The organism is Candidatus Poribacteria bacterium, from assembly GCA_016866785.1.
GTDB lineage: Bacteria > Poribacteria > WGA-4E.
The window spans coordinates 1-19,904 of the sequence record VGLH01000077.1 but is presented as its reverse complement, the minus strand read 5'-3'; the positions used below and the strand labels follow the sequence as shown (position 1 = coordinate 19,904).

The window sequence follows — 19,904 nt, the reverse complement described above, 5'->3', positions numbered from 1 at the left end:
CCCGCGCTCGCTCGCCGCGTTCGCCGCAACCACGTCGGCGGCTCGCGCCTCCGGGCTGAACCTCGGATCGCGGTGGCTGGCGGGAATCACGTGCATGCAGCCGTTCTCGACGGTCGCGTCGTCGAGCGCCAGCCAGCAACTGACGATCCTGGGCGGACTGAGGGGCCAGAAGTAGAAATCCTGGTGGAACTGAAAGTGCCCATTGTCACGCGGCGGCTTCGAGATGATCTGGTCGTGCCATAGCCGCACCTGAGGCGTCCGCAGCAGGCCCCGTGCAGCACCGGCGATCGTGGGATGGTGGATCGTCGCCTCGTAGGCGGCGTCACGCTTCCACATGTTGACGAACTGATGGATCGCCCGCGCCGCTCTGCCGGATTCGGCGGGCGTCTCGCCGCGCCGGTCGTGTCCGTACCGGAACTCCGGCGAGCTGTCGTCGCCGCCGTGCAGTTCGAGCTCGATGACCCGATCCAGACCGTTGCGCAGCGCCTCGACCTCATCCGGTGTCAGCACGGGTCCGTAGTTCAGATAGCCGTTTTCGTCGAAGAACCTCACCTGGTCCGCAGTCACCATCTCCGGTTACGCCTCCTTAACGGGCTGACGTGTCGCAGGAACCCGGAGTATACATGATCTCTCCACCGGAGCCACGCGGTTCCGCGACTGTGCACGCCGGATCGAGCCCGTCATGGCGCGGTTCCTTGACGATCGACCGGGCAGACGCCATCATGCAGTCAGAACCCATTGTTGCGGCGGCGCGACGGCACTATGTGAAGGACTACGAGATGAGACGACTAATCGGCATCTGTGGCGCAATCCTAGGTATCGCACTCATGTTGGGCGCCTCCGTAGCGGCAAACGCCGCCGAAAAGAACCTCGTTCCGAACCCGGACTTCGAGGACGGAACCGTCGCGCCGTGGCATACGTACGGCGACGCCTCCATCACGCCCGCCAAGAAGGCGGATGCCCGCGCCGGCAAAGGCGCCGCTCTCGTGACCGTCAACGCTAAGGGCGTCAACTTCTGGGACTCCGGTGTCCAGTACAACGCCGGCATCACGTTCACGAAGAACGTCCAGTACACGTGGGCGATCTTCTTCCGCGCCGACAAGGATCGTCGCATCAACATGAAGCCGGAGCTGAGCGTCGATCCGTGGACCGCCTACGGCGAAGCTCAGAAGAACGTCACGACCGAGTGGGCTGAGTACTACGTCCAGTTCAAGCCCAACGTCGACGTCGTTCCGGCGTCGTTAACGCTGCACATCGCCGAGGTCCCGGTCAACTTCTACATGGACGACGTGCGCTGGTACGAGGGCACTTACGTCCCAGCCGACGGTGTGAAGGCAGTCGAGCCCAAGGCAAAACTCGCCGTCTCGTGGGCAGAGCTGAAGAAGTAGCTGAGCAACACAGATCCGGGAACGCCGCCCGACTCAACACTGGGCGGCGTTCTCGCTTCAGGGACCGTTCTAGGAGGAGGTCACCGGGAACGCGACTGTTCGCGCCGGTTGTCACAGTTCCGCCGCTGTGTCATAGTGCCGCCCGACTCGCCCTGGACCCAGTGCGCCCGATGGAGAATGAGCCATGCCGAACATCCTCTCCTGCAGACCCGGCAGTTATCGACAGCACCAGAACATCGCATACAGCCACTTGGCGGAGATCGGCGTCGGGTACATCGAGATCGGCATCCCTTCGCCGGACAAGATCGACGCCACGCTGGAGGAGTTGAAGGTCCACGGACTGGCAGTCGCCAGCACGCAGGCGAATCTGGAGATCAAGAACCCCAACATCGCCCGCGACTTCGCCGAGACGGCTCAGCTCACGAAGCGCATGGGAGCCGACCGCATCTTCGTCAGCGTCCATGCTGGTGACCTGGATCGGTCGGTCGTCTACAACCGTCTGAAGGCGGTCGGAGAGACCTGCGCGCGCCACAACGTCACCGTGATCATGGAGACGCATCCCGACTTGATCACGAACGGCGATGTCGCCCGCGCGACGATGGAGAGCGTGAACCACCCGAACATCCGCGTCAACTGGGACACGGCGAACGTCTACTTCTACAACCAGGGCATCGACGGCGTTGCGGAGATGATGAAGGTCATCGACTACATCGGCGGCGTCCACCTCAAGGACACCAACGGCGGATACCGCACGTGGTACTTCCCCGCCCTGGGCGAGGGGGTGGTCAACTTCGCCGAGGTCTTCCGCCAGCTCAACACGCGCGGGTTCACCGGGCCCTTCACGATGGAGCTCGAGGGCATCGAGGGCGAAAACTTGACCGTCGAGGGAGCCAAGGAGCGCGTCGCGTCTTCGGTGCGACACCTGCGCAGTCTCGGCGTCCTCGGATGAAGTCGCCGGAGCGTCAGGATGCTTAGCCCGTCCGAGCTCGAATCCTATCGGGAATCCGGGTACCTCGTCGTCGGAGACCTCTTCTCGGACGACGAGATCGCGGAGCTCCGCGCCGTGACGGACGACTTCGTAGAACGCTCACGCCGCGTGACGCGCCACGACGATACGTTCGACCTGGAGCCCGGGCACACCCCCGAAGTCCCGCGCCTCCGACGCATCAAGAGCCCTGCGAGCCACCATCCGGCGTACGACCGCGCCCTCCGCAAGGACGCCGTCCTCGACATCGTCGAGCAGCTCATCGGGCCCGGCATCCGAACGAACGGCGACAAGCTGAACCTGAAATGGTCCGGCTACGGCAGCCCCGTCGACTGGCATCAGGACTTCGCCTTCTATCCCCACACCAACGACGACCTCCTCGCCGTCGGCATCGCCCTGGATGATATGCGGCTCGACAACGGGCCCCTGCTCGTGTTGCCGAGATCGCATCGGGGCCCCATCCTCGATCACCACGAGAACGGCGTCTTCGTCGGGGCGGTCACCGACCCGACCTTCACACCGAGTGATCCCGTCGCGCTGACGATGAACTCCGGCGACATCTCGATCCATCACGCTCGGCTGCTCCACGCATCGGCGCCGAACCTGTCGGAACACCCTCGACGCCTGCTGCTCTTCCAGTATTGCGCCGCCGATGCGTGGCCCCTGCTGGGCGTCCCAAGCTGGGAGGCGTTCAACGCCTGTCTACTCCGTGGCACGCCGTCGCACGAGCCGCGCATCGAGCGGATTCAGGCGCGGGTTCCGCTGCCATACGGCGAGCGCACCGGCTCCATCTACGAGATTCAGACGTTGCTGTCGAAGCCCCGGTTCCCCGCACCGACGCGCCGCTAGGAATCGGACGCGTGTCGTTCTACCTCGGCATCGACGGCGGCGGCACGAAGACCTCCGCCATCCTCGTCTCGGAGGACGGTTCTGTCCTCTCCCGAGCCGAAGGTCCCGGCACGAACTACCACCGCATCGGCGTCGATACGGTCATCGCCAGGCTGTCGGAACTGGTCAGCGCCGTCTGCCGCGATATCGGGGGAACCGAACGGCTCCGCACTGCCGTCATCGGGCTCGCAGGAGCCGGGCGACCCGAGGACCTCCAAGCTCTGGCGGCGGTTCCAGCCCGAACTGGCTTGCCGGAAACCACGATGCTCACTCACGACGCCCGGATCGCCCTCGCAGGAGCCCTGGAGCGCGATGTCGGCGTCGTTCTCATCGCGGGAACCGGCTCAATCGCCTATGGTCGAGCAGCCGACGGCACCGAAGCCCGCGCCGGTGGATGGGGACTCACGCTCGGTGACGAGGGCAGCGGATACGGCATCGGTCTTGCGGCTCTGCGGGCAGTCTGCCGGGCTCACGACGGCAGAGACGACGTGACGACGCTGCGAGAGCGAGTGCTGTCGCGCATCGGGCTCGCCTCTCCCGATAGACTGGTGCGCTGGGTCGCCGACGCGACGCCAGCCGACATCGCCGACCTCGCTGGCGAGGTCGTCGCATCCGCTGCGGATGGGGACGCCACAGCGCAAGCCATCGTCTGCGTCGGGGCTGACGAGTTGGCGTTGGCGGCTTGCGCCGTGTTGAATCGGCTGTCAGGAGAGCTCGCCGTCGGATTCAGCGGCGGGATGTTGCTCCACCACGACTCCTACCGCCGCGCCGTCGCCGACCGGATCGCCGACCGGCGTCCCGGCGTCGAGGCGATCCGCGCCCTCCGATCTCCGGCGGAAGGAGCCGCCCTGTTGGCTCGGCAACTCGTCGCGAGGGAAGGAGCTCCGTGATGGCGCGGCTAGCCGACCGACTGACGGAGCAGCGGAACCCGCGATCCGTCGGCATCGACCAGCTATCGGTCGAGGACATCCTCGCCGTGTTCCACGAGGAGGATCGCGCGGCGGCCGCCGCCGTTGAGGCAGTCAGGAACAGTGTTGCCCGAGTCATTGAGCGCGTTGTGGATGCGTTCCGGGTCGGCGGGCGGTTGCTCTACGTCGGCGCGGGAACCAGCGGGAGGCTCGGTGTGCTCGACGCATCCGAGTGCCCGCCGACGTTTGGCGTATCGCCCGGGCTCGTGGTCGGCATCATCGCGGGCGGCGACACGGCGCTGCGCAATGCCGTAGAGGGCGCTGAAGACTCCGAATCGCTCGGAGCGGAGGACATCCGATCTGCGAGCGTCGGGGGCAGCGATGTGGTCGTCGGGATCGCGACGAGCGGCAGAACGCCCTATGTTCTCGGCGCGCTCCGAGCCGCCAAGTCCGTTGGCGCGGCGACCGCTCTGCTGTCCTGCACGCTTCCCGACCCTGACCTGAGCGATTTCGTGGACGTCTTCATGACGCCGCTGGTGGGCCCCGAGATCATCACGGGCTCGACGCGCCTGAAGGCGGGGACGGCGACCAAGCTCATCCTGAACCAGATCACCACCGTGGCGATGATCCGCACTGGCAAGGTCTACGACAACTGGATGGTCGATCTGCGGGCTTCCAACACGAAGCTGCGCGATCGCGCTCGGCGGATCGTCGCGTCGATCGCCGGCGTCGAGGGCGACGCGGCTCAGGCGGTTTTGGATGCTGCGGACGGCGAGGTCAAGACAGCGGCGCTGATGCTGTTGCGCGGAATCGATGCGGGAGCGGCGCGGCGAGCGCTGAAGAACGCGGGCGGCAGTCTTCGAGACGCAGAGATCGCGCTGAGCAGCCCGGGCTAGTCTGCCGGTTCCGCCGCGAATGGCACGGCTTCGATGCGATCCGGTCTGACCCACTGCGTCGCCACGAGCGACGCGAGCGCGAAACCGGCTCCCATCAGAAAGACCGTCGTCGCCCCGATCCGATCCCACAAGATGCCGCCGATCAACGGGACCAGCACTGACGGGATGTGGTTCATCGTGACGCCCATCGTGAGCGTCGGACGGATGTCCTCCTTCGGGGCGATTTTGTTGAGATAGGTCGTCAGTGCGATCCCGCCGACGAACAAGAGGCTGTCGAGGATGTAGAGGATCGACAGCAGGATCGTGTTCCGCAGAAACGCGTAACCGAACATGACCGCGAAGAGCGCCGCATGGCTCACGGCAAGCGTGGCGCGCTCGCCGAACCGGTCGACGAGACGCCCCATCGTCGGCGCGGTCAGCAAACCGAGCACCTGGTTCACCAGCATCAACGACAGGATCAGCTCGCGCGGCGCGCCCTGCCCGCGCACGAGCAACCAGACGGCGAACATGAGGAAGAGCTGCTTCCGCGCCCCCTGCAGGAAGATGAGGACGTAGTAGACGGCGTATCGCGGACGCAGTAGGAACCGCCGTTCGCGGAAGGACGGGCTCGGATTCGCCTGACCGGCGTCTCGCGTCAGTCCGATCAACACTGCCCCCACCAGGATCAGGCAGCCAGCCAGGAAGAACATGCCCTCATAGTCGAGCAGGCGGATCAGGACGAGCGCGATCCCCATCAGCGAAAGTTGACCCACTGCGCTCGACGTCCGAAGCCATCCGAGCCATCTGCCCGTCTGCGCGGTCGGCGCGAACCGCAGCGACAGCGTTCCCTCGATGGGCGACCATGAGTGGAACCCCACGCTCCAGAACACCGACGTCACCATGAGCGTGAACAAGGCGGAGCCGCCCAGCAGGTTCGCAATGGGTACGATCCAGGCGTACGCGCCGATCCCAACGCCCATGATCAGGAGCGACCCCATCCCGAGCCGGGGCGCGGCGATGAGCATCGTCAGCATGGCGAAGAACGCGGTCAGGAAGCCGGGCGTCTCGCGCAGCGCTTCGAGGAACCCGTAGTCCTGGGTGCGGACGCTGAATCGCTCGAGGATGAAGTTCGCGAAGAGGGGGATCTGCACGCCGAATCCGCCGCCGACGCAGAACACGGTTCCGGCGAGCAACAGAGCGTTCCGGTTGTGGCGAACCACTCGCCAGAACGGCTCGTGTCGTGCCGGAGCATCCATCGCGTTCCGCTCCTATCCGTTCGCGCCGACATCGACGTGGTTGACCAGGGACTTGACGCCGAGACCGAACCGCGTCCGCAGCGCCAATCCGAGCCCCAACAGGTTGGCGACGACGAAGAACGCATCGCCGATCGAGAACGGGTTCAGCAGAACGACGGCGCTGTAGACGACGTAGACGAAGAAAAACGGCAGGACGCCTCGCCCGCCGCCGCCGAACGCCCGCGAGATACCCCAGCCGATGCTGAGGAACAGCCCCATCTTACCAGCGACTGCGCCGATGTAAACCCCCGCCCACAGTAGCGCGGCGACGGGAATCCCGATGAGCGATAGACAGAGCCCGACGGTCAGCGGTATCGCCGCGAAGGCGCTGCCGGCGCCGACCAGTATGGGACCCAGTGGTCTCTTGGGCAGCACGAGCGCCATGAGGCGAATCTGGTGCCCCATCAGCGCGAACAGCACGATCTGACCGAGCAGCATGAGTCCGAACGAAGCCCCGATCCACTGCAGAAACATCTCGTTGTCGAGGTATTCCCGCATCACGCGATTGCCACGAAGCAACGAGACGGTGTCCCTGGCAATCGAGCGATAGTCGCGCGCATCCCACCGCTCCTGCAGGCTCGCCCGGATGTTCCAGTAGGCTTCCTCCCATGTCGCCGCGCGGACGCGGCTCGTGGAGACGGCGTCCGGTTCCGCAGCATCAGGCTCGGTCGCCGTGGCTGCCGTGCTTTGCGTTGGCTGCGACGGAGCTTGCTGGGCGTGGAGTGCTCGGAAGGAGGCTAGGATGGTGAGCGCGATCACGAGGCAGGTTGTCAGGGCCCACTGTGGGATGGAGGCGGGCTGCGGGGCTCGCGGGCAGAACATGAGTGTTCCTTGGGCTCGACCGGACGCCTCTTCTCCCGCCGTTCAAGCCAACTCTATCCCCGCGGCAGCAACGGAGTCAATCGCGTCGGGCTCCTTGTCCCGACCCATGCATCGGCTCATGCGCCTTGCGTTGCGGCGACTTCCAGCGGATGCCGACGCTCCGCGAGCGGAAGCGGAACGCGCGCCCCGTCGCTCAGATGGGACGCGTAGATGGCGTGAATCATTTCGAGCGCTCTGCGCCCGGTCGCGCCGTCGCATGGCATCGCTTCGCCGGCTCGGATGGCATTCGCCAGGCGGCGATACATGCCAGCCATCGGTTCCTCGACGTCGCCAAGGTCAACCAGGCGCCAGTCGGCGATCTGTGCGGGTGATCCCTCCATCGGGCGAGGCAAGTGCCAGAGGCTCTCCCGAATGTTCCCGCCGCCCGTTCGCACGGCGAGTTGCCCATCGGTACCTAGAACGTCGACACCGTAGTTCGTGTTCATCGTCCGCGCGTAATCCGTGAACCGCAGTTCTCCGGCGATGCCCTCCGCGAATCCGTACGAACCAAACGCGCGCGCTCCCATGACGCTGCCCGAGTCGCGGTCGCCGGGCGACATCTGCTTGGCTTCCATGATGTCACCGGCATCGGCGAGCCTGCCTCGATACCAGACGGTTCCCGAGCACCACGCGGCGGCTCCGCCGAACCGGAGCATCATGTCGGTGACGTGCGTGCCCATCTCCATGAATTCGTTGCCGCTCTTCCGACCGGCTTTGTTCCTGCCACGCACGAGCGCCACGTCCCCGATGGTACCATCGGCGATCATGTCGAGCGCCCGCAGGATACCCGGATGGACGTGGTTCTGCTGGTGTACCGACAGCTTCGCGCCGCTTCGTTCGGCGGCGGCGACCATCCGGTCGGCTTCCGCAAGGTCGATGGCGATGGGCTTCTCGCACAGCACAGAGACGCCGCGCTCCAGAGCGGCGATCGTCGGCTCGACGTGACCGCGTGTCTGAGTGGCGACAACGACCAGGTCGAGCTCCACGGCATCCAGCATCTCGCCGACGTCCGTGAAGCGGTCCGAGACGCGGTAGGCTTCCCCAGCCTTGGTCAGCGCTTCTGGCGAAACGTCGCAGAGCGCTGACAGCTCGTAGTTCGGAAGCGTTCGGATGACATCGAGGTGATGCCGACCCATGCCGCCGCAGCCGACGAGGGCGACGCGCAGACTCATGCTCATGGCGATGCCTCCTTCGGCGGCGGATCGTAGGCGAGGAGAGTCCCGACCGCAAGCGCCGGGACTCGCCAGCGTTCGACACCCTCGATGATCGACGTTGCTAGCGACGCTCGCCTTCAGGGGCTGGGACGACGCCCTGAATGACCCCTGAGCCCTCGATCTCCGCCCATTCGACGACAACGCGCGCGCCCTGCTGCAGCGCTCCAAGCTGTCGGACGACACGCTGATCGGGTGCTCGCTCGCCGTTGTCGCGCATCACCATCGGCGCACGCACGGTGAGCTTGTCGTCGGAGCCGTCGGGACGCACGGTGACGAACAGATCGCCCAGCTCGACGACGACGCCAACGGTTCGGCGAGCTCGGGGCCCGTCAGGACGCTGCTCAGAATCCCTCGGTCGATCCGGCTGTCCGCCACGGTCGCCGCGGGGCGCTTCGTAGCCGTAGGGTCGATCCGGCGCGCCCTCCCGCCGAGGACCCTCGGCTCGTGGCATGTCGAGACCACGGCGATCCGACGGAACGTCCAACTCACGCGCGATCATCCGCGCGCGATCCCACCCAGCGTCCGACGTGGAGATGACGATCCTCCCGGTGCGGGTGTCAGGCACGACCTGCGATCCGGGCGGCAGGAACTCGCGGATCATCCCAGCCAGATAGGGGGCGTCCACATGCTCGACGCGGATGATGTCCAGCTTCGGCATGGGCCCGTCCGGTCGCATGGGTCCCCCGGGACCCATCGGACCCATGGACGCGCGGACGCGCTCGAGCTTCTCCGCGACCTCTCGCTTCCGATTGCGGAGCGCGTCGATGCGCTTCTCCATCTCGGGGTTGCGCGGCGCGTCGCTCCGCTCCAGGTTGGAGAGCTCGCGCTTGACGTCCTCCATCACCCCTTCGAGGTCCCGAGTCGCGGTTTCCCCACGCGGTCGGTCGGGCGCGAACTCGAACTTGCCACCTGTCGCCGCCGCGACTCGCTCCAGAACGCCCCTGAGACTGCGTGCGCTATTGGCGAGGCGGGCGACGTGCTCCCTCACCATGTCCGGCGGCAGATCGCGCGATTCGTCCAGTTTGACGACGCCCGCCAGGAGCTCGTCCAGGGCGCCGACGATCCGCTTCGCTGACATGTCGGGCCCGATGGGCTGATCCTTCATCTTCTCGCCGGGCATTTCCTTCTTCTGCGCCGCCCGCTCCTTCTCCTTGGCGGCGTGTTCCTTCTCCTGCGCTGCCTTCTCTTTCTCCTGGGCAGCCTTCTCCTTCTCGGCGGTGGCTTGCTCCTTCTCAGCCGGGGCGGACGCTGCTTCCGCCGCCCAGGCATGGCTCGTTGCCAGCCATCCGACCGTGCAGACGATCGCGATGGCAGAAGCCGCTCGAACGGTCATCTGAGTGTCCTTCGCCGTATGAGTGCCTGTGGCAGGTTCCGTGACGATACTGGATATGACGCGATCTCTCCGAAGCTGGTTTACCGTGTCGCTCTCGTCCGCCGCGTCCGCCCGGCGCAGCGCGAGGGCAACGGCTCGCCGTGACGCAACAGAGCTTGCCACGACTCGACGCTGCATCCAAGCGGATCCACGGACAGCTTGCATCGTGCTGCCAGTGGAAGCAACCTGGAATGGAATCAGCGAACGGTACTCAGCGCGTCCGAGCCCCACCCATCGACGGAGTCGATCATGCCGTTCCGAGTCGGATTCCTCGGTACCGGCGCATGGAGCCGGGCACACCTGTATCGCGTGCAGCAAGTCGCGGACGTCGCGGTCACATGCTGCTTCGGAAGCAATCCCGCCAAGACGCGGGACTTCCAATCAGCGGCTGGCGACGGTTGCCGCATCGTTCCCACCTACACAGACCTGTTCGCCGAGGCAGACGCCATCTACGTGACGATCCCGCCGTTCGCCCACGACCGGCAGATCGCCGACGCCATCGAAACCGGAGTCCACGTGTTCACCGAAAAGCCTCTCGCGCGAACCGTCGAGCAAGCGCGCGTGAGCGTGAGCGCTGCACAGGTTCATCCCGATGTGCGAACGCAGCTCGGGTACATGCTCCGGTTCACGCGGACTTCCCAGGTGCTTTCGGATTTCGTCTTCCGCCGGGGTCAACCGATCCTGTTCACGGGAACCTACTTCTGCCGAGACCTCCACGCCCATTGGTGGCGGAACCACGACCTGAGCGGCGGACAGCTTCTCGAGCAGATGATCCACTTGGTCGATTTGAGCTGCCTCCTGTCAGGGGAGCCCCTTCAGGCGCTACTCGCCGCCGGAAACCTCGCCCATCGAGACGTCGATGGCTACACGTCGCCGGACGTCACCTCGCTCATCGTGCGGTTCGAGTCGGGGGCTCTCGCATCCTTGTCGGCGACGAACTGCGCGGTTCCAGGTCGGTGGGACATGCAGTACCAGATCGTCTTCGAGCACCTGACGGTTCGCGTCGACGGCGACCAACGAGCTCGGTTCTGGGTGACCGAGACCGACGGTGCGGAGTCGTTCACGGTCGAGGAACCTCACGATCCATACGCTGCGGAGACCGAGGACTTCATCGCGTCCATCCGCGAGGGCAGACCGGCGCGATGCCCTATCGAGCAAGGACTCGTCGCGCTGCGCGTCATCGAGGCGGCGGAGCGTTCCCGCGCGGAGGGAGGGTTCGTCGATGTCGCCGCGTGATTCGAGTCGATCACGAACCCGCATCGTCCGCGCTCTGGTGCTCGTGTTGGTGAGCGCCCTGGTGAGCGCCCTGGTGGGCGCCCGCGTCGTCGCGGACATCCCATCGGACATCCAGGCTGCGAACGCCTTGGCGGAAGCTGGCGACGCCGCAGCAGCAGACGCCCGATACCGCGCCGTGCTCGCCAAGGAGCCCACGAACGCCGACGCCCATCGCGGACTGGGCATGACGGCGTGGCGGCGCGGCGACCTGACCCGAGCTCGGGAGCACTACGAGCGCGCGATTCGCTCGGACGGAGCGCGGGCCCGGTTCCATGCGGAGATGGGCGGCGTCCTGTCGGATCTCAGGCTCCACGCCGAGGCGGCGAAATCGCTGCGCCGCTCCACCGAGCTCGATCCATCCGACATCGAGCTGTGGCGTCGCTATGCCGACATTCTCTGGCGCGGCGAGCGCTATCCAGATGCCGTCACTGCCTACGAGCGGGCGATTGCGCTCGACCCGAGCGACGCCCACTCGTTCACCGGTCTGGGAGACACGTACCTGCGCGTGTCCCGTCTGCCGGAAGCCTTGAAGGCATACGACGACGCTCTGGCGCGCGACCCGAAGGCGTCCCAGGCGCTGGTCGGCAAGGGGGCTGTGCTGACAAAGCTAGGTCAGCCGCAAGACGCATCGGTGGTGCTTCGGCAGGCGGTCCAAGCGAATCCCGGCTACGCGCCCGCGTACTATGAACTGGGCATCGCGTACCAACAGTCCGGCGAGTACGAACGGGCGGTGTCCGCGTATGGCGCGGCAGGTTCCCTGAATCCGCAGGACCCGGCTCCGTGGGCGAACATGGCGCGATGTCTCGCGCGGCTGGGACACAAGGAAGCCGCTCAACGCGCGTACGAGCGCTCGCAGGCATTGCAGAGCATCCACGACGAGCTGCTCGCGGCGCAGGCCTACATCGCCGCGAATCCGACGAAGGCTGAAGGCTACGCGTATCTGGCAGGCGTCTGCCAGAAGGCGAACGACGTGGACGGCGCGCGCCGGTGGTTCGCGCGTGCGCTCGAAATCCAGCCCAAGTACCCGCAGGTCCATCGAGCCCTCGGCGATCTCTCGCTCGTCGAAGGCAAACTCGACGACGCCGCGAGCCACTACCGGCAGACGCTGCTCTTCGCCCCGACCGACGTCGAGGCACGCGTGACGCTCGGACTGATCTACATGGAGCAGGGGAGCGCGGCTGCGGCACGCGCAGAATTCGACCGGGCGCTACAGGTCGCGCACGACGCCGTGTCATCGGACTCGACCGCCGAAAACTGGAGCCTGTTGTCGTACGCTCAATACGCCGTGGGGCAGTATGACGCGGCAGCGCTCTCCATGGAGCAGGCGATTCGTCTCGAACCGTCGCGGGGCGAATACCGTGAGAGGCTGGAGCAGATCCGTCAAGCCAACCAACGCGACCGTCCCCGTCAGTGAGTTGTCGCCACAACCATCGGCACTACATCGAGAGTTCGTCGATGTGCGCTTGACGGGTCGATGAGTGGGGGGTAACCTGGTGATCAGTCCCGCTGCGTCTTGCCAGCAGCTTCGACGATCCGTCAGTCAGCAAGGCGTCATCCCATGCCCGCTGTGAATACGGCAGTCATACCCGTCGCGGGATACGGGACGCGGCTGTATCCTGCCACCAAGGCGGTCCCGAAGGCGCTGATGCCGGTGATCGACCGCGACGGGCTCCTCAAGCCGGTGCTGCAACTGCTGATCGGCGAAGCCCTGTCCGCCGGTGTCGAGCTCGTCGTCATCGTGACCCAGCCGGAACAGAAGGCAGCCATCGCCCGGTATTTCACGGAACCGCCTCCGGGGCCCATCCGGGATCGCGACGACATCCAGCGGCTCGTCGCCGAAGCCGAGCAGATGCGCCCGCATCTCCTTTTCGTCGCCCAGGAATCCGCGGAAGGCTTCGGGCACGCCGTGTTCTGCGCCCGCGACTTCGTACGACGCGGACCCGTCCTGGTCATGGTCGGCGATCACATCTTCCGCGTTCCGCCCGGCACACCGACGTGTGCGGCTCAGGCGGTCGGGTTCTTCGAGAAGTACGGTCGGTCGGTCGTCGGTGTCGAGCGCGTCGGGCCCGAATGGGTCGACGCCCTGGCGCTGATCTCCGGGGAACCGATCGGGGACAACCAACTCGCCTATCGGGTCGATACGCTGAAGGAAAAGCCCGGCATCGAACAGGCGCGCGCCAAATTCCGGCTGCCGACGCTTCCCCCCAACACCTGGTTGGGAACCTTCGGCATCGACGTCCTGACGCCCCACATCTTCGATATCCTCGATTACAACTTCCGCAACGACATCCGTTCGCGCGGAGAGGTGCAGCTCCGCGACGCGATGGAGACGCTCGTGTTGCTGGAGGGCATGGTCGCCGGAATCATCGAGGGCGAGCGGCTGGACATGGGCACGCCCGAGGCGTGGGCGCAGACCTGCGTCAAGCTGTTCCGGGACAGCCTCATCGGCGACCGCGCACTCGCTTGAGCCGATCACTCCGCACGTCCGGCGCGCACCAGCGCGTCAGCCAGCCAGCGATAGTTCTCCGCCTGGAGCTTCTGCACGCCGAAGGCTGACGAAAACCGGTTCTGCACGCTCAGCATGATGGTGAGCGCCATCAGCGGGTGGCGTTCCTGGGCGATTGCCCGCTCGACGTTCAGCGAATCGACGATGGACCCGGCTTCGATGGACTCGGATGCCTGGCGCAGCGCATCCAGCCAGGCTTGCGGGAAGCCCACGCGGATGTCGCCTCCGAGCTCAAGCGTCGGGTCGAGAGCCCGCAAGTGCCCGAGCCCGATGATCCAGCGCTGCCGCCATGGAGCCGTCTGAGCTTCGAGGCTGGCTGGAATCGGGAACTGGTATCCGGCGATGCGCCGCGCGACGAGGTAGTTCGGCCCTTGGTTTAGGAACGCGTCCGCGACGCGCTCCGGCGCAGGCGGTGAGAGATCGTCCTCGATGACCGCGCGGTTCCCTTCGCGGTAGCCCAGCGTCAGCCACGGCGAGACGTTCCCCTGGTAGACGGTGACGCTCGGAGCATCGACCGCCGCCGAGAGGTGCTGCGCGAAGGTGTCGTTGCTCAGCAGCCCCTCCGATCCCGCCATCAGCGACGCCAACTGCCGGAAATCGGTTCCCCCGGCAAGGCTCTCGGCGGTGATGCCGCGCGACGTGAGCTCCCGAACCGCCCTCAGACAGGGAATCCGTTCGTTCGCTGACCCGACGAACACGACCGCGAGTCCTGCTTCCCGCGCGATGATGTCCGAAGCCTCGATGAAGTTCTCCTCGGACCACCGCTTCTCGGCTTCGGACGCTCCCAACTGCACAACGAGGTAGGGGGCTCCTCCAAGCCGCTGCTTCAGCCCTTCCATGAATCCGGCGTCGGGCTCCCACTCCCAGAGCGTTCGGATGTCCTCCCGCCGGGCTCCGCCGATGTTGATGAAGGCATCGACCCAGTGGAGCGCCGGGAACCTCAGATCGGTGCCGGCGGCGAGGTAGTACTGCGACCATCGGTCGTCGATCCGCTTCTCGCCGCGCGGACCCGAGTACGGACCGAAGCGCTCCGCCGTCTGAATCCTGCCGGCGATCATCGATGCGGCTGCGTTGAAGGTGAGATTGACGACACGATCCGCCGATTCGGGCAGGGCGCCGAACAGACGCGGGTACTCGGCAAGCGCCTCGCGGAGCCCGAAACGCTCTTTGCCTTCTGCGAGTTCCGCCCAGATGGTGAACTGCTTGAACGAGTGCGTGTAGTTCGACGGGACGACGAAGAGCCGATCCACATACGGCTGATCGCGCAGGAAGTCGGCGCACTCCTCGCCGACGATCCACGTGATCGCGGTCGGTTCCTCGCGCTTCCAGGCTCGCGCGAGCGCGCTCGACATGAGCAGGTCGCCAAATCGGTAGAGACGAACGAGGACGAAGTGTCGCGCAGTGCTCATGGTGATTCAGGGCTCGAGTGCATACAGATTCCGCAGAGCGCCGCGCCGTCGGAGCTCGTTGTGTTCCTGTGCAAAGCGAGCGGCGTTGTCTCTGCCGCCCCAGTAGAACCGGGCTCCGACTAGATACAAAAACGCCGCATCGACCCACTGCCGGTTCGCAACCGACCGGGCGATCCACCAGGCAAATGCGCCGGTCAGCGCCGCCGAAGCGAGTCCATTGGCGCGCCTGCCCGCATAGAGCTGACCCAACCCTGGCACGAACGTCGACAATCGCCGCGCCGTTACCGGGTCCTTCCGAGGGGCACGGTTGACGGCGTCGAGCGCGTCGAGCCACCGAGGGACATCGTAGCGCACCGATGCCTCTGGGTAGGCGGACCCCAACGTTCGCAGGTCCTTCCGTGCGAGTTCGAGATCATCGAGCCGGATCGCGCTCCAGGCGCTTCCGATCAGAGCCGCGCCCGCCATTCGTCCATCGACCGCGTTCTCGGTCAAAGAACCCCAGACACGACGAGCCGCCTCGTAGTCGCCGCATCGATAGTGGCTGACGCCGATCCACAGAGCGGACCGCTCCGCCATCGCCCCGCCGCCGTCTGCCAGAGGGATGAGCGCCGCCAGCGCCGTCTCGTACTCCCCGTTCTCGATATCGCACTGAGCTGCACGGAACTGAGCGAGCTCGAACATCAGCTTGTCGCGGTGCTCCGAGGCGTACGACCGGAACAGCCGCCCCGCCTGTGCGAAGTCGCCGTCCCGGTACGCGCTCTCGGCGGAGTCGAGGGTCGTCGCTCGGGCGGATGCCATCGCGCCAAGACCTGCCACTATGAACCAGGCAGTCCATCCGAGCCGCAGCCATCGGGCGTCAGCGCGACGGCGCAGCGGTCGTCGCTCCCCCGTAGACGCTTCCCACATAGAAGAACGCTCCGAATGCGCCCGCAGCCGCCGCTCTCACCGGGCTGTCCTGCGAGGCGTAGTACCAACTGCCCAGACCGAGTATGCCGACCGTCACGAACGCCGCCAGACCGTCCGCGAGTCGTCCCTGGACCATACTCCCCACGCCTGGAATCGGGGAGAGGACCACTGCGATCCCTGGCGCACGTCGCCTGGGCACGTCCGGCGGTTCCCATTTTCTGCCATCGACGATCTCGTAGTCGCCGACGTTCAGCGGGTGACACCGCAGCAACCGATCCGATGCGCGCATCCACCCCGTCCACGGCGCGGCGTGAAGGACGGCTTCGGCGTACTGGGAGCACGACGGCTCGAACGTGCAGGGCTCGCCGTCCTGCGGCGACACGAACGTTCGATGGAGCCAGATCGGAAGCCGAATGACCGCGCCGCCGAGCGAGGATTGCGACTTCGGCGCGGCGTCCGGTGGCGGTTCAGCGACGCGTTCCGACCTGGGGCACAGGGCAAGGGGTTCATCCGTCGTCACGGCGTCGGCGACCAGCGGCGACACGACGATCCAGAATACGACGACCAGCGACAGGGCCCTCACGGCGAGACCAACGGCATGAGGTCGCGCCACGCGATCAGCCGGATTCGCTCGGCGCTGATGAGGCATCGCGTCGCCGGGTCCTCGAACGCCGCTGCGTCGTTCACGCGCGATTCCCACGACGACGTGATCGCCCGGAGTTCCTCATCGTCGCTGCCCAGGTGGACGATGATCTGCGAAACGCCTTGCGGCAGGTCTCGGATCTGCTGTTGGTACGCGCCTGTGCGCTGCGTTCGTTCCGACACGCGTGGGCCCGGCGCCAGGTAGTCGATGGCCGGGAGTTTGCCGGATGATGCCAACGCGACGAGCTCATCGATTCTCGGATAGCCGTCGTCCCGGAACCGCTGGATCGTCGCCGGAGTCGGGTAGGGAATCATCGCCGGGACGCCGTATTCCAGCGCCAGGCGATAGTACACCTCGAAGTAGTCCGGGCGAGCGAAGAGGGTTCCCATGTGCGAGTCGATATGGGTGATCCGAACGCCCCACGCCAGAGCCCGTTCGATCTGCGCTCTCGACTCGCGTTCCACCTCGTCTGCTGAAGCGCGCGCCGCGACATCCCGCACGTCGCGCCACATGAAGCCGTCATCGTCGACGAGCCCCGGAACCGCCGAACGGTCAGATACCGGTCCCCATCGGTACGTTCGCCACTCGCTCGTCAGCGTGAGATGGACGCCGCAGTCCCACTCCGGGTGTTCGCGACACCGCTGCGCCATATCCGCCGCCCACGGACACGGAAACATAATGCTCGCCGACGTGACCGCGCCCGATTCGAGCGCTGCCTGTGTCGCTCGGTTCACCGACAGGCACATGCCGGCATCGTCCGCGTGCACGATCAGGAGACGGGCATCGGAACCGTAGCCCAGACGCTCCGAAAGACTCATCACATTCCTCTCTGTCGTCGCAGCCGGTCAAGGAGCCGGGTTTGCCTTGCGCTCGGTGCGAGTGGTCACCCGATTGCCCGCTCCGCCAAGCGTTTCAGGTCGCTGGAGATAGAGCATGCCCATCGTGCTCGGCAACACGCCTGCAAGCGGTTCCGCCCACCATGCCTGCGGCGCATCGGACCGATGGACGAGGAAATTCAGACCGATGCGGTCGCGCCGCGTCGATGTGATGGGGTCGAACCCGGGCAGCGCCGTCCGGAAGGGAATCGCGATCTCGAGCACATAGCCGTCCTCGTCCTCTCGCGCGGCGACGCCCACCGGCGGGCTGACGTTCGTCTTACGCGTGGGCAGCAACTGCCCGACGTACGGCTTCTCGCCGTAGATTCCGCCCCCTTTTGGGCAGAACCAGAAGGCGAAGCGCGTCCCCTCGGCGGCGCGGTCGATCCGCGACGACCGGAGCGAAGCCTCCGGCTCCGTGTCGATGTAGATTTCGACCGCGTCCGAGCCCTGATACCAGCGTGTCACGTCCTGGACGGTCACCTCGTCATCGCGTATCCGCACGAAGAGGAAGAGCGCGTCTCGGCTCCACTGAGACCAGACGAGCGCCTCGCCGTCGCCGACCGTGAGGACGTTTTCGAGGGGCCATCGATCAGCAATGCCGTCGACGAGCACTCGCTCGGATGTGAACGGAGCCCTGCCAACGCGAACCGCGACGCACGTGGCGCTGACCGCGAGCCCCGCTTCGCCCGTGTCGATGATCGGGTCGCGGTAGGTCGCCGTGACCGTCTCGCCGCCGCGCAAGGGCAGCGCCGTGGGGCTGTCGGTGCGCGCACCCAGCGTCGTATCGACGTCGCCGCGAAACACGCCCGTGCCGGGGCCCGTCTCGACCAGATCGACGGTCCGGGTCACGCCGCCCTGGACTCCCACGGTAGCGCGGATGCGGTCCGGAACGGCTCGGTCGGCGTTCGCGTCGGCGTCCTCGATTCGAACATGCACCGGCGAGCCAGGGAGCACGACCGGCGCTTCGGAACCGTCGGGGTTCACGAGGGTGACTTTCGCGCGCGTTCCGGTGCGCACGCGGGCGGTGTCCGTCACCTGCACGCGGAACACGTCCGGTAGAACCGACCGATACGTCGCGCGCACATCGTCTCCGCCCTGAACGTCCAACGTCCCGTCGGGGATCGGCGACGGGCTGTAGCGTGTCGGGAGCGTCCCGACGAACTTGCCGGACTCCCCCGACACGGGCGCGAGCACGACGTCCACCGTGTCGCCCGTGCGCTCCGAGCTCACCGCGACGCGCGCCGATGTCGCCTCGGAAAGCGTCGTGAGCAGTAGGTCGTCGAGCCAGACGTGGAGCGTCGATCCTGCGACGAAGTCGGCGATCTCTCTGCCCTCGTCGTCTACGATCAGGAGCGAGCCTGGGCTGGAGCCCGCAACGACGGCTCGAGCGACGACCGGCGCGTCGGGCTCTCCCCGGCTCGTGAGCTGGTCGCGGTACTCGACATCGAGCACTTCCTTGTCGGCGACTTCGAGCAGCAGGTCGCCCGAATCTGGCGTCGTCCCTTTCGCTGCGAACGCAGTCACGAGCAGCGCTTCGAACACGCCGGTATCGGCGCCGATCTCGCTCAGCGGCAGCCGCACGCTGTCGTTGGCGACGTTGCCGGAGATTGTGACCTGCGCCGCGTCCGCCGCACGCGGATCGGCGTTCAGGTCGGCGTCCGTCACTCGGATACGCACCGTCTCGCCCGCGCCGATGCTCCCGATGGGGCGCAGTCCGTCCTGCGTCAGCACCTCGACCTTGCCCGTGAAGCCCACCTCCGTCGTGGCGGCGAACCGAACCGCCTGCTGCACCTTCCCCGCCGCGTTGATCGCGTCCAGATACGTCACGACGATGCGGCTCTCGCCAGTCACTTGAAGCAGCTCATCGGAGCGCGGCGTACCGAACTCCGTCACCACTTCACCGCGAAAGACAGCGCTGTTTCCGCTTGTCTCGCGCAGCGTGACCTCGACCGCGTCGCCCGTCGCCTCATCGCGCACCGTGACCGTCGTCTGCTCGATGACCAGGCTCAAGGCGTTCAGGTCGTCATCGCGCACTTCGAGCACCAGCGTGTCGCCGGCCCGAATCCGCTCCGTCACGGTCGTCGAGCCCGATTCCGTCCGACCGATCCGCGCCAATGCGAGGATGCCGTCCGTGCCGGTGTTCGCGCGCGCCGTCGCCGTGATCGACACGTCGGATTCGCCGGTCTTTCTCAGCGCGTCCACATACGTCGCGGTCACTTCCTCGGAACCGCGAACTTCGAGAATGCCGTTCATCGCTGTCGGGCTGTCGGAGTAGGTCGTCGGAACCGAGCCGACGAAATCGCCGGCGGCGACGGCGGATCGGGCGAGCGGTATCTCTTCTCGGTCGCCATTGAGTCCGCCCGAAACGACCACGCGTGCTGGCTCATCGATGTCATCGGCTTCGATGACCCTCAGAAAGAGCGCGTCCCCGGCGTTGAACCGGCTGACCGGCTTCACGTAGTCGCCCGACACGAGCAGCACCATGCCGTCAGCGCCCGTCA

General features: G+C 66.3%; 18 protein-coding genes. 8 read left to right on the top strand and 10 right to left on the bottom strand.

The features are described from left to right. A partial coding sequence (locus tag FJZ36_12030; protein ID MBM3215630.1) for a phytanoyl-CoA dioxygenase family protein occupies positions 1-570 on the bottom strand: 570 nt, incomplete at its 3' end. Positions 571-623: 53 nt separating this feature from the next. On the opposite strand from FJZ36_12030, the gene FJZ36_12025 reads away from it, so the two are divergent. The 5 genes from FJZ36_12025 to murQ all read left to right on the top strand — a co-directional run bounded on the left by FJZ36_12025 (position 624) and on the right by murQ (position 5,065). Then, a complete protein-coding gene (locus FJZ36_12025; GenBank protein ID MBM3215629.1) occupies positions 624-1,388 on the top strand; it encodes a hypothetical protein in 765 nt (254 codons plus the stop codon). Positions 1,389-1,572: 184 nt separating this feature from the next. After that, positions 1,573-2,337 (top strand): sugar phosphate isomerase/epimerase, encoded by a 765-nt coding sequence (locus FJZ36_12020; protein ID MBM3215628.1) that lies wholly within the window; start codon positions 1,573-1,575, stop codon positions 2,335-2,337. An 18-nt stretch (positions 2,338-2,355) separates the two neighbouring features. Further along, complete coding sequence (locus FJZ36_12015) at positions 2,356-3,222, top strand: phytanoyl-CoA dioxygenase family protein (GenBank protein ID MBM3215627.1); 867 nt, start codon at positions 2,356-2,358, stop codon at positions 3,220-3,222. Then, positions 3,030-4,151 (top strand): hypothetical protein, encoded by a 1,122-nt coding sequence (locus FJZ36_12010; protein MBM3215626.1) that lies wholly within the window; start codon positions 3,030-3,032, stop codon positions 4,149-4,151. Before FJZ36_12015 ends, FJZ36_12010 begins: the two co-directional genes overlap by 193 nt. Then, the gene (gene murQ, locus FJZ36_12005; protein ID MBM3215625.1) at positions 4,151-5,065 is read left to right on the top strand and encodes an N-acetylmuramic acid 6-phosphate etherase; all 915 of its coding nucleotides are present in this window, start codon (positions 4,151-4,153) and stop codon (positions 5,063-5,065) included. Before FJZ36_12010 ends, murQ begins: the two co-directional genes overlap by 1 nt. Here murQ and FJZ36_12000 read toward each other — a convergent pair. From FJZ36_12000 to FJZ36_11985, 4 genes are all read right to left on the bottom strand, one after another. Then, on the bottom strand, positions 5,062-6,300 hold the full coding sequence (locus FJZ36_12000) for an MFS transporter (protein ID MBM3215624.1): 1,239 nt from the start codon (positions 6,298-6,300) through the stop codon (positions 5,062-5,064). The genes murQ and FJZ36_12000 overlap by 4 nt on opposite strands. A gap of 12 nt (positions 6,301-6,312) precedes the next feature. Continuing rightward, entirely contained in the window at positions 6,313-7,161 is an 849-nt protein-coding gene (locus FJZ36_11995) for a hypothetical protein (protein ID MBM3215623.1), read from the bottom strand. 116 nt (positions 7,162-7,277) lie between these two features. Then, positions 7,278-8,378 (bottom strand): Gfo/Idh/MocA family oxidoreductase, encoded by a 1,101-nt coding sequence (locus FJZ36_11990; protein MBM3215622.1) that lies wholly within the window; start codon positions 8,376-8,378, stop codon positions 7,278-7,280. Between the two features lie 97 nt (positions 8,379-8,475). Continuing rightward, a complete protein-coding gene (locus tag FJZ36_11985) occupies positions 8,476-9,924 on the bottom strand; it encodes a hypothetical protein (protein MBM3215621.1) in 1,449 nt (482 codons plus the stop codon). 111 nt (positions 9,925-10,035) lie between these two features. Here FJZ36_11985 and FJZ36_11980 point away from each other — a divergent pair, with 111 nt between their 5' ends. The 3 genes from FJZ36_11980 to FJZ36_11970 all read left to right on the top strand — a co-directional run bounded on the left by FJZ36_11980 (position 10,036) and on the right by FJZ36_11970 (position 13,528). Then, complete coding sequence (locus FJZ36_11980; protein MBM3215620.1) at positions 10,036-11,022, top strand: Gfo/Idh/MocA family oxidoreductase; 987 nt, start codon at positions 10,036-10,038, stop codon at positions 11,020-11,022. Beyond that, entirely contained in the window at positions 11,009-12,475 is a 1,467-nt protein-coding gene (locus FJZ36_11975) for a tetratricopeptide repeat protein (protein ID MBM3215619.1), read from the top strand. The genes FJZ36_11980 and FJZ36_11975 overlap by 14 nt, the downstream gene beginning before the upstream one ends. Before the next feature lie 144 nt (positions 12,476-12,619). Then, entirely contained in the window at positions 12,620-13,528 is a 909-nt protein-coding gene (locus tag FJZ36_11970) for a hypothetical protein (GenBank protein MBM3215618.1), read from the top strand. 5 nt (positions 13,529-13,533) lie between these two features. Here the strand turns inward: FJZ36_11970 and FJZ36_11965 are convergent, their stop codons facing one another. The 5 genes from FJZ36_11965 to FJZ36_11945 form a co-directional block, all read right to left on the bottom strand. Continuing rightward, on the bottom strand, positions 13,534-14,976 hold the full coding sequence (locus tag FJZ36_11965) for a glycosyltransferase family 9 protein (protein MBM3215617.1): 1,443 nt from the start codon (positions 14,974-14,976) through the stop codon (positions 13,534-13,536). A 6-nt stretch (positions 14,977-14,982) separates the two neighbouring features. Beyond that, complete coding sequence (locus FJZ36_11960) at positions 14,983-15,774, bottom strand: hypothetical protein (GenBank protein MBM3215616.1); 792 nt, start codon at positions 15,772-15,774, stop codon at positions 14,983-14,985. A 58-nt stretch (positions 15,775-15,832) separates the two neighbouring features. Continuing rightward, a complete protein-coding gene (gene yidD / locus FJZ36_11955; protein MBM3215615.1) occupies positions 15,833-16,531 on the bottom strand; it encodes a membrane protein insertion efficiency factor YidD in 699 nt (232 codons plus the stop codon). Beyond that, complete coding sequence (locus FJZ36_11950) at positions 16,462-17,343, bottom strand: ChbG/HpnK family deacetylase (protein ID MBM3215614.1); 882 nt, start codon at positions 17,341-17,343, stop codon at positions 16,462-16,464. The genes yidD and FJZ36_11950 overlap by 70 nt, the downstream gene beginning before the upstream one ends. Positions 17,344-17,370: 27 nt before the next feature. Beyond that, the coding region (locus FJZ36_11945) for a hypothetical protein (GenBank protein MBM3215613.1) at positions 17,371-19,904 on the bottom strand (2,534 nt) is incomplete at its 5' end.